General features: G+C 68.5%; 13 protein-coding genes. All 13 read right to left on the bottom strand.

Annotation, left to right across the window (positions count from 1 at the left end; genetic code table 11):
* Positions 1-46: 46 nt before the first annotated feature.
* Positions 47-1180 carry a hypothetical protein gene (locus UG56_RS00935; protein WP_177191394.1) on the bottom strand — a complete coding sequence of 378 codons (1134 nt, stop codon included), beginning with the start codon at positions 1178-1180 and terminating at the stop codon, positions 47-49.
* Positions 1181-1436: 256 nt separating this feature from the next.
* Positions 1437-2195: a glucose 1-dehydrogenase gene (locus UG56_RS00930; protein WP_045549378.1), complete on the bottom strand. Its 759-nt coding sequence runs from the start codon at positions 2193-2195 to the stop codon at positions 1437-1439.
* Entirely contained in the window at positions 2195-3079 is an 885-nt protein-coding gene (locus UG56_RS00925) for an SDR family oxidoreductase (RefSeq protein WP_218145095.1), read from the bottom strand. The genes UG56_RS00930 and UG56_RS00925 overlap by 1 nt, the downstream gene beginning before the upstream one ends.
* Positions 3080-3085: 6 nt before the next feature.
* The gene (locus UG56_RS00920) at positions 3086-3280 is read right to left on the bottom strand and encodes a ferredoxin (RefSeq protein ID WP_045549377.1); all 195 of its coding nucleotides are present in this window, start codon (positions 3278-3280) and stop codon (positions 3086-3088) included.
* A 33-nt stretch (positions 3281-3313) separates the two neighbouring features.
* The gene (locus UG56_RS00915; protein WP_045549376.1) at positions 3314-3790 is read right to left on the bottom strand and encodes a pyridoxamine 5'-phosphate oxidase family protein; all 477 of its coding nucleotides are present in this window, start codon (positions 3788-3790) and stop codon (positions 3314-3316) included.
* Positions 3791-3874: 84 nt separating this feature from the next.
* Positions 3875-4708 carry a hypothetical protein gene (locus UG56_RS00910; protein ID WP_045549375.1) on the bottom strand — a complete coding sequence of 278 codons (834 nt, stop codon included), beginning with the start codon at positions 4706-4708 and terminating at the stop codon, positions 3875-3877.
* Positions 4708-5280, bottom strand: a complete 573-nt coding sequence (locus UG56_RS00905) for a hypothetical protein (protein WP_045549374.1) — start codon at positions 5278-5280, stop codon at positions 4708-4710. Before UG56_RS00905 ends, UG56_RS00910 begins: the two co-directional genes overlap by 1 nt.
* Positions 5281-5285: 5 nt before the next feature.
* The gene (locus UG56_RS00900; RefSeq protein WP_052693661.1) at positions 5286-6563 is read right to left on the bottom strand and encodes an MlaD family protein; all 1278 of its coding nucleotides are present in this window, start codon (positions 6561-6563) and stop codon (positions 5286-5288) included.
* Complete coding sequence (locus UG56_RS00895) at positions 6563-7891, bottom strand: MCE family protein (protein WP_256206380.1); 1329 nt, start codon at positions 7889-7891, stop codon at positions 6563-6565. Before UG56_RS00895 ends, UG56_RS00900 begins: the two co-directional genes overlap by 1 nt.
* Before the next feature lie 23 nt (positions 7892-7914).
* The gene (locus tag UG56_RS00890; protein ID WP_052693655.1) at positions 7915-9258 is read right to left on the bottom strand and encodes an MCE family protein; all 1344 of its coding nucleotides are present in this window, start codon (positions 9256-9258) and stop codon (positions 7915-7917) included.
* Positions 9255-10244: an MCE family protein gene (locus UG56_RS00885; protein WP_045549372.1), complete on the bottom strand. Its 990-nt coding sequence runs from the start codon at positions 10242-10244 to the stop codon at positions 9255-9257. Before UG56_RS00885 ends, UG56_RS00890 begins: the two co-directional genes overlap by 4 nt.
* Positions 10244-11341, bottom strand: a complete 1098-nt coding sequence (locus UG56_RS00880; RefSeq protein WP_052693648.1) for an MCE family protein — start codon at positions 11339-11341, stop codon at positions 10244-10246. The genes UG56_RS00885 and UG56_RS00880 overlap by 1 nt, the downstream gene beginning before the upstream one ends.
* Positions 11338-12480 carry an MCE family protein gene (locus UG56_RS00875; RefSeq protein WP_045549370.1) on the bottom strand — a complete coding sequence of 381 codons (1143 nt, stop codon included), beginning with the start codon at positions 12478-12480 and terminating at the stop codon, positions 11338-11340. Before UG56_RS00875 ends, UG56_RS00880 begins: the two co-directional genes overlap by 4 nt.
* Positions 12481-12486 lie beyond the last annotated feature (6 nt).

Below are 12486 nucleotides of genomic sequence, written 5' to 3'. Positions count from 1 at the left end.
TTCTCCACGTCGGCCCGATCCGTCTGGTCAGGCGCCTGCTCCGACATCAGTCAGCACTCCCCTCGAGAACATCGTCGGCGGAATCCGCCGCTCTGATCGACCCGCCAGAGATCCGCTGCGAGACCGCGACCGCGACACCGACCAACCAGCCGAAGCAGGCGCCGAAACGGACCGCGTCGGTGACGTTGCCCAACGCGACGTAGTAAGCAGCCGGACCGGGGTCAGACGTCGGCAGTACCGCACCCTCGATCACCCCGAGAACCAGAGCGAGCACGGCGACGAGGCCAGCACACCGCACCACGATTGCGACGCCGTTCGGCTCGTCGCCGCGCTGCCAGCCTGCGACCAGCAGTCGTAGCCCAACCCATATGAGGACGACGAGTGCGAGCGAGGTCAGCGTGCGCGGTAGCCAGACCGACGTGTCGAACTCACCAGTGAGTGAGTGCGGGTTGTGCGGCCCGGCGAATCTCGCGTGCGCGAACCAGACCAGGCGCACCCAGCTCGCACGTGGCTGCTGGATCGCATCGGGATCGGCATCCGGACCGTAGTCCCAGACGAACCCACCAACGAGCACCGCCACGAGCAGCGGAAGGGCACCCCAGGTAGCCACCTGCCCGGCGCGCGCCCGCGCCGTCGAGAGCGCGGGACGACGCGCAGCCACCGGCGAGTCCGTCCCGTCGCTCGCGCCCGTCGCGAGTGACGCGAGCAGCGGAAGCGCCGCCAGGGTGTACGCCACGGAAGACCCGATCAGGCCCAGGACGATCCCGAACCAGATCCCGTCCGCGACCCACTCCGGCGCCGATCCGCCGAAAGGTCCCGTCTCCGCTCTCAGCTTGCCCGCGGCAAGGATCACGCTGAACAGATTCGTGAGTCCGCCGGCGAGAACGCATGCACCCAGCACCCGGACTCCGACAGCACCCGGACGGTCTGATCCGGTCCTGACGCTTGCGTAGACCAGCCCGACCACAAGGACGGCGAAGACAAGCGTCGGCCACGCCGTCTCGGGTGGCTCGGCGTACTCGGCGCGCACCAACGATCCCCACAGGAACGACAGGCCGTCCAGCATCTGCGCCACCAGCGCCCCGAGCCAGGCCCGCCCGCGCGCGGCCCACGGTTCGGCGACTGCGCTCGTGTTGACCGGGAGCACCAACGCGAAGAGGTAGAACCAGACGAAGACCACGAACACAGCGATGGTGGTGAACGCGCTGCGTCGTCGAGACATGTTCTGATGGCCTTCGGCTAGTCCCCCGGTGACTGAAACCTTCCCGCCGAAGTATGCCGGAGACCGGCTCCGCGCGTGGTCGACTCACCCGCCGAGGCGTCACTCCCGTCGGCCGAGACGGCACCACGATGACACCTCGGCCGACGCCGATGACACCTCGGCCGACGTACGTGACGCCTCGGCCGACCCGGGCGACGCCTCGGCCTACGGCGGCTCAGCCGCCGAAGGCGTGGGTGGCGGTGGCGCCGCCGTCGATGGCGATCTCGGCGCCGGTGACGAAGCTCGACTCGTCGGAGGCGAGGTAGACGTAGAGCGGCGCGATGTCCTCGGGGTGGCCGACGCGCTTGAGGGCGACCTTGGAGGCGCCGAACTCCATGGCGGCGTCGTCGGCGCCGACGCCGCGGGTCATGGAGGTGTCGATCATGCCGGGGTGTACGGAGTTGACCCGGATGCCGCTGGGGCCGAGCTCGAGGGCGGCGGCCTTGGTCATGCCGCGGATCGCAAACTTGGTCGAGGTGTAGCCGGCCACGAACGCCATCCCCGCCAGCCCCTCGATCGAGGAGGCGTTGATGATCGAGCCGCCACCGTTCTCCTTCATCGTCGTGATCACCGACCGCATCCCGAGGAAGCAGCCGAGGGTGTTGACCCGCCACAGCAGCTCGAACTCCTCGACCGGCTGGGTGAGGATCTCACCGAAGCGGAGGATGCCGGCGTTGTTGGCGAGCACGTTGACCGGTCCGTACGCAGCACCGGTCTCGGCCACCAGCGACGTCCAGGACTCCTCCGAGCTCACGTCGTGGTGCACGAAGAGCGCCGACTCCCCCAACGAGTCCGCGAGCAGCTTGCCGGGCTCGTCGGCCACGTCGGCGATGACCACCTTGGCGCCCTCGGCGACGAAGGCGCGCGCGATCGCGGCCCCCTGCCCCTGCGCACCACCTGTGACGATCGCGATCTTGCCCTCGAGACGTGCCATCACTGCTCCTTGTCGTTCAGCTTGAGCTGCATGATCGAGTCGGCCGAGAAACCGGCCGCGGGGTCGCGGTCGGCGAACCAGCCGCCGACCTGCTTATCGAGGGAGTCCAGGTCCCAGGCGGCGTTGTCGAACCGCTCGGCGACCGTCGGCGGCGCCAGCACGGCGATCATCCCGCCGTAGACGACGAAGACCTGCCCGGTGATCGCGGCCGCGGCCGGCGAGGCCAGATAGGTCACCAGCGGTGCGACGTGCTCGGGACCGTAGGAGTCGCCGGAGAGCACGCCCTCGGTCATCGCGGTGGCGGCCCGCGGGCAGATCGCGTTGGCGCGTACGCCGGAACGACCCATCGAGCGGGCCGTCGACATCGTCAGCGCGGTGATCCCTGCCTTCGCGGCGCCGTAGTTGGCCTGTCCGGGAGGCCCGGACAGGAACGCCTCCGAGGAGGTGTTCACGACTGCTGCGTCGACCGGCGCGCCGGTCGACTTCGCGACCGAGCGCCAGTGGGCCGAGGCGTTGCGGGTCAGCAGGAAGTGGCCGCGCAGGTGGACGCGTACGACGAGGTCGAACTCCTCGTCGGACATGTTGAAGAGCATCTTGTCGCGGGTGATGCCCGCGTTGTTGACCACGATGTCGAGGCCGCCCAGCCCGTCGACGGCGGCGGCCATCATCGCGTCGGCGGTGGCACGCTCGCTCACGTCACCGGCTGCGATCACCGCCTCGCCACCGAACCCGCGGATCTCCGCGGCGGCCTCCTCGGCAGCGCCGGGCAGGTCGTTGAGAACCACCCGGGCACCCGCCCGGGCCAGGGCGACCGCCTCCGCACGCCCCAGACCCGCTCCGGATCCGGTGACGATCGCGACTTTGCCATCCAGGTCGATGCTCACGTGGTGCTACTCCTCGATCCTCAGGGCCGCCTTGGGGCAGCCGGCCACCGCCTGCTCGACGCGGTCGCGGTTCTCGTCGGTCACCGTCGGGTCCTCGACCAGCAGGTAGTCGTCGTCGTCGATCTCGAACACGTCGGGTGCGAACGCCTCGCACATCCCGTTGGACTCGCACAGGTCGAAGTCCACGATCACCTTTGCCATGTCCGTCTCCTCAGTCCTTCGTCATCATCGAACTCAGCCTTGACCGGGCAGCGCGCCCAGCTTGCGATGGTCCCAGCTTGCGACCTTGTCGGGCTCGATGACGATGCCGACGCGCTTGTGGGCCTGCTTCGAGACGAGGTCTTCGCCGAGCTCGCCCAGGTCGGCGCCGCCGGCCATCCGGGCCATCACGCGCGACCCGATGCCCTTGATCTCGTCGTAGTCCTCGACGAGCCTCGCCTTCCCGGTGATGCTCACCCCGCGGAGCTCGAAGTAGTCGACGCCGTCCTCGACCAGGCAGGTGACCCGTGGGTCGCGCCGCAGGTTGCGGACCTTCTGCGAGGACCCGTAGGTCCAGAAGACGATCTTGCCCTCGTCGAGCACGTAGAACAGCGTGGTCAGGTGCGGAGCGCCGTCGGGACCGACGGTCGCGACCTGCACCTTCATCTGCGAGGCGAGGAACTCCTCGATCTCCACCTCGGTCAGCTGTACGGACTGGCGTGAGCCGGCCATGTGCCCTCCTCGAGCAGTGAAACTAGAACACGTTCTACCATAGCAGGCATGCAGGGATCCCCCGAAGGGACCTCAGCATGAGATCTAGGAGGCTGCCTTCATCTCGGAGATGAGCCAGCCGCCGCCGTCCTTGACCAGCGTCAGCACCTCCCAGGTCGGGCTGACCACGGTGTTCTTCGTCTTCGGCGCGGACGCGCTCTGGTTGACGAAGAGCAGCACCTTCGCGGACTCCTCGGTCGCCGAGATGATCGAGGCGGCGCAATCCTCGTCGATGCAGGCCTTGCCCTTCTCGGCCGCCTTGGCGCCCTCCTCGGAGAGCGGTGCCACCTCGGCGTCGACCTTGATGCCGAGGTCGGCCTGCTCCTTGCGCTTGTCCTCACCGGGCAGCGTCTTCTCGTAGTCCTTCTGCATCGCCGGCGTCATCAGCTTCTTCGCTGCCGCGATGTCCTTCTCCGCGCTGGCGGCCCGATAGGACATCACCGTCTGGGCGAGTCCCACCGAGTGCTCCATGATCGCCGCCCGGGACCCGGCCGCGGTCAGCTCGCCACCGGGCGCGACGTCGTCGTTCGACGCCAGGTCCACAGCCAGCCAGAGCACGCCGCCGGCCACCAGGACGAGTACGCCGAGAACGGCCGTCAGCACGCGGCTGCCGTCACCCAGCCACCGCTCGGCGAGCCCGGCGCGCGCCTCGCTCTCAGCCTCACCCTCAACCTCAACCTGAGGCTCGGGTTCGGTCTCCGGTTCCTCCGGCGCAGCGGCCTCCTGGCGTACGTCCTGGTCCTCCGGCTCCTCGGCCGGAGGCAGCAGGTCGGAGCCGCAGTAGCGGCACTTGATCGCGGCGGCCTTGATCGTCTCCGCGCAGAAGGGACACTCCTTCTGGCCGGTGGAGACCGATCCGTTCGCTCGTACGCCTGTCATCAGTTGACTCCTGCCAGGTCGGACATGCGCCATCCGTCCTTCGTCTTGGCCAGCGACACCTTGAAGCGGTACTTCGAGCACCGCGCACCCTCGTAGGGGCAGGTGTCGCTCTTCTTCAGCTCAGCGGTCTGGCTGCTGGTGACGACCGAGTCCACGGCGACCAGCACGACCGCCTTCTTCGACCCGATCGTGCGGATGCCGACCTGCCTGACCTTGCCCTTCGAGATGGTCTGGGCGGGGATCGCGGCCTGCCGGATCTGCTCGGCGATGGCGGTGTACTCCTTGCCGAAGGTGCCGGTCGAGATCTCCTTGACCGCCTGGATCCGTGGATCCATGTCGCGGTAGTCGACGTCGAGGAAGGCGATCACGCCGTCCTCGGCGACCGACTTCACCTCGTCGTAGTCGGCGGCCGCGGCCTCGGCGGGCGTCGTCCAGGGCAGCACCCGGGCGCCACCGATGAAGACGGCCGCTGCCAGCACGGCCAGGATCACCACCACCGCCGCGAGCACGGTGTTGAGCCGTCCGAGTCTCGCGAGGGAGACCTTGACCTCGAGTGGGTTGTGGGCACTCATCGGATTCACTCCTCCCCCAGGATCATCGATCGCCAGGAGTCGTCGGACAGGGCGGAGACGAGGCCTCCGTCATCGGTCGGGGCGGACATGGTGACCGTCTTTCCGTCGGGAAGCTCGGTGCGCCCGGTCTTCGGGTCGTAGCTCGTGACGTACTTCCCCACGCCCTCGGGCTTCGGCACCATGTTGACGCCGCGCTGCATGATCGGGTTGTCGCCCTCGTAGCCGGGCTGGGCGCGCTCGTCGGTGCACTTGGCAGGGTAGAGCGGCTGGTCCTCCATCACGGTGCCGGGGATCCACTGGTCGGCGGGCTTGTAGCCCTTCTGGCACGGCGGGGTGGTGTAGACGTAGCCCATCGACAAGTGACCGTAGCCGTCACCGGGCGAGCCGGTAAACCCTGTCGCTACGACACGCGGGAAGGTCACCAGCGTCTGCTCGATCGCCGGCAGCCGGGCGGTGAGCACCTCGTTGACCGTGCTGAGGTTGGCCAGGAAGACCGGCAGCAGCGGCTGCAGCCCGTCGAGCAGCGACTGCACCTGGACCGCGGTCGCCTCGCCGCCCTGCAGGATCTCGCGCAGCTCCGGATCCCGCTTGTCCAGGGTCGCGGTGACCTCCTCGAGCCCCTTGGCGAACTCGCGGATGTCGCCGCTGTGCTCCTTCTGCGTCTGGAGCACGGTCTGGCTGGTGTTCAGCAGCCGCACCGTCTCCTTCTGGTGCGCGGTGGCCTGGTCGACCAGCGTGGAGCCCGAGTCGAGCAACGTACGCAGGTTCTCGGCGTTGCCGCGGAACAGGGTGCCGAGCTCCGCGACGACGGTGCTCAGGTCCTCGCCGTTGATCGAGGTGGTGAAGCTGTTGAGCTCGGTGAGCAGCTGGTCGGTGGTGCCGGGCATCGACTCGGGCCCGGCGGTCACGACGTCGCCCTCGGCGAGGTAGGGACCGGCGGCGGAGTCGGGGATGAAGTTGATGTACTGCTCCCCCACCGCCGAGAGGTTGTGGACCTCGACCTTGGCGTCCCGGGGCACCTCGGTGCCGGGGTCGAGCTCCAGCCCCGCGCGGACGCCCTTGTCGGTGACGGTCATCGAGGCGACCCGGCCGATGCTGATGCCACGGTAGTTGACCTCGCTGCCCTCGTAGAGACCACCGGAGGCCGGCAGGTCCACCGAGACGTCCACGTGGCGACCCAGGACCCGGTCGACGACGCCGAGGTAGGCGGCCGAGACGTAGAAGATCCCGACCGCGGCGATCACCAGGAAGACGACCAGCTTGTTGCGTACGCTCCGGGTCATCAGCTGCCGCCTCCCAGCAGTCCGAGGAGGCCGAGCAGGCCTCCGGTGGTCGGCTCGGCCGTGGGCGAGTCGGTGTCCGCCGGCGCCGAGAGCCCCTCGGCGATCTCCGGAACCAGGCCATCGAGCCCCGGCGTCTTGGTCGAGGCCGAGCTCTTGGGCAGCAGGTCGGCGATGTCGGGCAGCTTGGGCGTCTTCTCGCCCGGCTTGGCCGGGGTGTCCTCCTTGCCGACCACGGAGCAGGTGATCTGCATGTTGGTCAGGTCGCACAGTGCCTTGGCCAGCGGCTGGATCGCCTCGCAGCCCTTGGAGTAGGACAGGCAGATCTGGAAGACCTGGGGCAGCAGCCCGGGCGACTTGCCGTTGGTGAGGCTGCCGACCAGCTTGCCGAGATCGAGATCCATGTGGAACAGCGCGTTGGAGTAGTCACCCATCGCCAGCCCGGAGGCGTTCTCGGGGAACGGGAAGCTCGCCGCCATCGTCAGGCCGCGGGGCAGCGAGTCGCCGGCGTCGGCGAGCTCGCGCAGCGTCGGTGCCAGCTCGTCCAGCGCCGTGGTCAGGTTGGCGCCGCTCTGGTTGATCACCCGGGTCGCGACCACACCGAGCCGGTCGAGCGCCTTCATCATCTTCATCAGGTCGGCGTGCTGCTGGCGGAGCACCTCCAGCGCCGGCCCGAAGGAGTCGATGGCGGCCTCGATCTTCGCGGACTCCTTGTTGAGGGTGCGGGTCAGCCGGTCGACCTGTTCCATCGCCTTGATGATGGAGCCCTTCTGCTGGTTGAGCGAGGCGACCGTGGTCTCCAGGTTGCCCAGCAGCGCCCGCATGTCACCGGTGCGCCCGTCCATCATGGTGTTGAGCTCGTCGCTGATCGTCTTCAGCTGCCCGACGCCGCCGCCCGCCAGCAGGAAGGAGAGCGCGCCGAGCACCTCCTCTACCTCGGGGTTGCGGTTGGTGCGGTCGAGCCCGATGGTGGCGCCGTCGCCGAGCTTGCCGGCGCTGGCGATCGTGGACCCCTCGGGTGCCACCAGGGCGATGTACTTCTCCCCCAGCAGGCTGGTCTGGCGTACGTTGGCCAGCGCGTCGGCCGGAAGCTCGATGTTCTTGCGGATGGTCATGGTGACCTTGGCGTGCCAGCCCTCGCGCTCGACCTCGTCGACCTGGCCGACCGGGACGTCGTTGGCCATCACCTTGGTGCGCGGCACCACGTCGACCACGTCGTTGAACTCGGCGGTGACGACGTAGCCGTCGCCCTCGCCGACCTCCTTGCCCGGCAGCGGCAGGTCATAGGCCTGTACGCCGCACCCGCTCGCCACGGCGACAACGCCGAGCATCGCCACGGCTGCCCCTAGACGCCTCATCTCTTCCCTCCCGACATCAGGTCCTGGAGCGAGCCGCTGAGCTCGGTGATGCCGCCCTGGGTGACCACCTCGGGCTCGACCTCGGGCTGCTTGGTCCGGGTGCCGTTCTCGAGCGGCAGCCCGGTGTCGGTGTCACGGTCGGTGGGCGCGCTGCCCTCGGTGAGCGCCTCCCCGGCAGCTGAGGTGGACCCGGCCGGCAGCAGCGCCTTGAACAGTGCGCAGATCTCCTTCGCCCCCGGGATCTGGTCGTTCTCGACGACCATGCAGAGGATGTTGGACAGGTCGGAGCCGATCGGCCCGACCTGCAGCCGGAAGCCGACCGAACCTGACGCGGGGTCGAAGGACTCGGCCAGGTTGCCGATCCCGAGCGGCGCCAGGTCGAGGACGGTGCCGAGCGTCTCCTTCTCCTTGGCCAGGATGTTGAGCGTCTTGTTGAGCTCCTTGACGTCGCCGACCAGGGCGTCGGAGTTGTTCTCCACGAAGGACTTGGTCACCTTGACCGCCTGCGCGATCGCGACCAGCGCCTGGTCGAGCTCGTCGCTCTCCCCGGCCAGCTGGGAGGAGACGTCGGAGAGGTCGGTCAGGAACTTCTCGGTCGTGTCGTCGTTCTTCGCCAGCGTCCTGGTGACCTCGGAGAGCTGGGAGAGGGTGCTGAAGAGCTGCTCGGAGTTGCCGCCGAGCACCTGAGCCGCCTCCGACATGTCGGCGATCGCCTGGTTGCCGATCTTGCCGTTGCCCTCCAGGGCGTCCGCGCCCTCGCGCAGGACGTCGCTCAGCGCGCCGTTCTTGTTCGCCCCGTTGGGTCCCAGCGCCGTGGTCAGCTCGGAGAGGCTGGCGTAGATGCGGTCGAGCTCGACCGGGACCGCGGTGCGCTCGATCGGGATCTCGCCGCCGTCGGCCAGGGTCGGGCCACCGGTGTAGGCCGGTGTCAGCTGGACGAACCGGTCCGCGACCAGCGTCGGGGTGACGATCGCCGCCTTCACGTCCTTGGGCAGCTTGTAGTCGCTCTCGTACTCGATCACCGCATCCACGTGGTCGCCCTTCGGCTCCAGGGAGGCGACCTTGCCGATCGTGACGCCCATGACGACCACGTCGGAGCCCTCGTAGATGCTCACCGCCTGCGGGAAGCTCGCGGTGACGAGCTTGGTGTCGGGCGCGGCCACCTCGGAGACCAGCAGCAGCCCGCACATCAGCACCAGCGCGGCCGGCAGCGCCGCCCACTTGGACCTCAGGCTCGGGCCCGACGGCCGCTCGGTCCCGGCCACGGCGAACGGCGCCTGCGTACGCCGCCGGCCCCTGCGGCGCGGCACCTCGGTCAGTCGTTCGATGATGTTGGTCATTGCACGATCCCTGGTCGTCGTCCGGGCACGAACTCACCGCTCACGATGCCGGTCAGGTTGGCGAGGTAGGCGTCGAACCAGGGGCCGGTGCCGATGATGTTGATCAGGATCGACGCGTACGGCCCGTAGTTCTGGATGGTCTTGGTCAGGTCCTCGTCGCGGGCATTGAGGAACTTCAGCGCCTCCTCGAGCGCGTCCAGCGCCGGCCCGATCTGCTTCTGGTTCTCCTTCACCAGCGCCTGCAGTTGCTCGGCCAGGGTGGTGGCGTTGACCAGCAGCTGATGGATCGCCTGACGGCGCTGGATCAGCTCGGCGAAGACCTGGTCGCCGTTGTCCATCACGCTGATGATGTCTTGCTTGCGCTGGTTGACGAGCCGGACGACCCTCTCGGCGTCCTGCAGCAGCGACTCCAGCTCGTCGCCGCGGGCGGCGATCGTCTGGGAGAGCGCGGCGATGCCCTGGAAGGCTCCCTGCACCTCGGGACCGGCCTTGTCGAGCGTGCCCGACATGGTGGTCAGCGCCTTGGCGAGCTGCTGGGTGTCGATCGCCTCGGTCGTCTCGGCCAGGTCGCCGAAGGTGCCGACGATGTCGCTGCCGGCGCTGGTGCGGGCCAGCGGGATCGTCGAGCCGGCCTCGAGCGTGTGGCCGCCCTGCGGGGTGATGTCGAGGTACTTCTCGCCCAGCAGGTTGAGCACCCCGATCTTCGCCTCGCTGCGGTGGCCGATCTCGGTGCCCTCGACCGAGAAGGAGACGACCACCTTGGCGCCTTCGATCTCGATGTCGCTGACCCGGCCGACCCGGATCCCGGCGATCTCCACCCGGTTGCCGACGTGCAGGCCGCTGGTGTCGGAGAACTCGGCCTGATAGGTCGTGCCGGCGAACCAGGGCAGCTTGCGGAGGTTGAACGCCGCCGTCAGGGCCAGCGCGATCGCCACAATCGTGATCACGCCGGTGCGCTTGAGCTGGGTGTCCGAGTGGTGTGCCATCAGAGCTTGCACCTCTCCGCCCGGCTGTAGAAGGCCACGTTGTCGAGCTGCTTCTGGATCGCCTTGACGGCCGGCGAGTTGTCGAGCAGCTCACCGAGCGAGGGCAGCTTGATCGAGAAGTCGAGGTCGCAGAGGTAGTAGTTGTACCAGGAGCCGTAGCTGCCGATCCGCGCCTGCGACTCCAAGGTCTCCGGCAGCCGCTCGAGGGTCCTGTCGAGGAGCTTCTGGTTGCCCGGCTTGTTGAGGATGTCCACCACGCGCTTGAGCTGCTTGATGTCCTCCTTCAGGAACGGGCGTACGTCGGTGAGCAGCCCGGCCAGCTCGTCGGTGAGGTCGCCGATCGAGGAGATCGAGTCGCCGATCGCCTCCTTGTCGCGCGCCAGGTCCTTCATCCAGCCGCTGAGCTGCTGGATCAGCTCGGCCAGCTCGGTGTGGTGCTCGTTGACGGTGCTGAGCGTCTTGGACAGGTTGGTGATCACGTCGCCGATCAGCTGGTCGCGCTCGGCCAGGGCGCTGGTCAGGTCGGCCGTCTCGGAGAGCAGGCTCGCCACCGTGCCGCCCTCGCCCTGCAGCACCCGGATCAGGTTGAGCGAGAGCTTGTTGACGTCCTTGGGCTGCAGTGCCTGGAAGAGCGGCTGGAAGCCGTTGAAGAGCTCGGTCAGGTCGAGCGCCGGGGTGGTGTTGGACATCGCGATGGTCTGTCCCTGCCGCAGCGGCGTGCCTTCCGATCCCTGCTCCTGCCCGGCGTCCTGGGTGAGCGCCAGGTAGCGGTCGCCGACCAGGTTCAGGTAGCGCACCTGGGCGCCGCTGGCGGTGGTCAGCGGCACGGTCTTGTCGACCCGGAAGGTGACCATCGCGTGGTCGCCGCCCTCGATCTCGACGGAGAGCACCTCGCCCACGGTGATGCCGGCGACGCGTACGTCGTCTCCCTCGCTCAGGCCCGAGGCGGTCGTGAACTCGGCACGGTAGGGCACCCGGTCGCCGAACCCGACGTTGCCCATGATGGAGGCCAGGGTGCCGGTGACCATGATCGAGATGACGGTGAAGATGACCAGCTTCGTCCCGGCGACGGCGGTCTTCAGATCGCGCTTGTTCACTGAAGACCCCCGTTCCCCGGTGCCCACGGGACGTCCTCGGTGCCGTTCTCCAGCTCCATCGGGTCGGCCGGCACCTTCGGGTTCGGCAGCCCGTCGCACCACGGCCCGTGACCGACCTCGCCCCACTCGGGACGGTCGTCACGGCCGTACGCCGGCTTCTGGGTGCCGTCGAGGACCATGGTCTGGCGCACGCGGTTCTGCTGGAAGACGGTCGCCAGCAGCTCGGTGTAGTCGTCGAGGCCCTTGAGCAGGCAGGTGTACTCCGGGGAGTAGTCGGCGAGGAGCTTGAGCAGCGGGACGGCCAGCTCGGTCTCGTACCTGATCGCCTTCTCGTTCTCGGCGAGCAGGTTCTTCGAGGTGTCGGCGACCCCGGTGACGGAGGTGAGCAGGCCGCCGAGGCGCTCGCGCTGGGCGGAGACGGTCTTGGCGGTGGTCGTGGTGTGCTCGAGGACCTTGACCAGGTCGGGGGCGGCCATGGAGTAGGTCTCGGCGACGTCGGCCATGTCCTCGAGATCGCGTTCGAGCGTGGGGAGGTGGACGTTCATCTCTTCGAGGTAGTCGTTGAGCTGGACGAGGGTCTCGCCGAGCTTCTCCCCGTTGCCGGAGAGCGCGGTGGCGAGGGCGTGCAGGGTGCTGTTGAGGTCCTGGGGACGGATCGACTTCAGCAGCGGGAAGAGCCGGGCCAGGATCACGTCGAGCTCGACGCTGGTGCGGACCCGGTCGGCGGGGATCACGGTGCCCTCGCTGAGCGCGCCGGTCCGCTTGCCCGTGGGGTCGATGAACTCGACGTACTTCTGCCCGAACAGCGTCGTCGGCTTGATCGCGACGCTGACGTTGGCGGGGATCTGCGCGGCCTGCTCGGGCTCGAGGCCGAGCTCGATGACGGCCTTCTTGCCGTCCTGGCGGATCTCGCGTACCTGGCCGACGATGACGCCGTGCATGCGGACGTCGCCGTAGCGCGGCAGCTGCAGGCCGGCCCGGTCGGCCTCGACGCTGACCGTGGTGAACTGCACGAAGGCCTTCTGGTAGATCGCCACGCAGAGCGTGATCAGCAGGGCCAGGGTCACCGCGAAGGCGATCCCGGAGACGAAGAGCCTGGTGTGCTCGGCGCGGGTGTCGCGCTGGATTCCCATCAACATGTGCGC

Origin of the sequence: Nocardioides luteus (genome assembly GCF_000960475.2) — a bacterium.
GTDB classification, from domain to species: Bacteria; Actinomycetota; Actinomycetes; order Propionibacteriales; family Nocardioidaceae; genus Nocardioides; species Nocardioides luteus_A.
The sequence above is the reverse complement of the archived record's forward strand: the minus strand, read 5'-3'. Positions and strand labels throughout refer to the sequence as shown.

Excerpts from the sequence above, each read along its gene's own strand:
- UG56_RS00920 (WP_045549377.1), bottom strand. The coding sequence starts at position 3,280 with ATGGCAAAGGTGATCGTGGACTTCGACCTGTGCGAGTCCAACGGGATG.
- UG56_RS00910 (WP_045549375.1), bottom strand. The coding sequence starts at position 4,708 with ATGACAGGCGTACGAGCGAACGGATCGGTCTCCACCGGCCAGAAGGAG.
- UG56_RS00905 (WP_045549374.1), bottom strand. The coding sequence starts at position 5,280 with ATGAGTGCCCACAACCCACTCGAGGTCAAGGTCTCCCTCGCGAGACTC.
- UG56_RS00890 (WP_052693655.1), bottom strand. The coding sequence starts at position 9,258 with ATGACCAACATCATCGAACGACTGACCGAGGTGCCGCGCCGCAGGGGC.
- UG56_RS00915 (WP_045549376.1), bottom strand. The coding sequence starts at position 3,790 with ATGGCCGGCTCACGCCAGTCCGTACAGCTGACCGAGGTGGAGATCGAG.
- UG56_RS00895 (WP_256206380.1), bottom strand. The coding sequence starts at position 7,891 with ATGCTCGGCGTTGTCGCCGTGGCGAGCGGGTGCGGCGTACAGGCCTAT.
- UG56_RS00900 (WP_052693661.1), bottom strand. The coding sequence starts at position 6,563 with ATGACCCGGAGCGTACGCAACAAGCTGGTCGTCTTCCTGGTGATCGCC.
- UG56_RS00930 (WP_045549378.1), bottom strand. The coding sequence starts at position 2,195 with ATGGCACGTCTCGAGGGCAAGATCGCGATCGTCACAGGTGGTGCGCAG.
- UG56_RS00875 (WP_045549370.1), bottom strand. The coding sequence starts at position 12,480 with ATGTTGATGGGAATCCAGCGCGACACCCGCGCCGAGCACACCAGGCTC.
- UG56_RS00885 (WP_045549372.1), bottom strand. The coding sequence starts at position 10,244 with ATGGCACACCACTCGGACACCCAGCTCAAGCGCACCGGCGTGATCACG.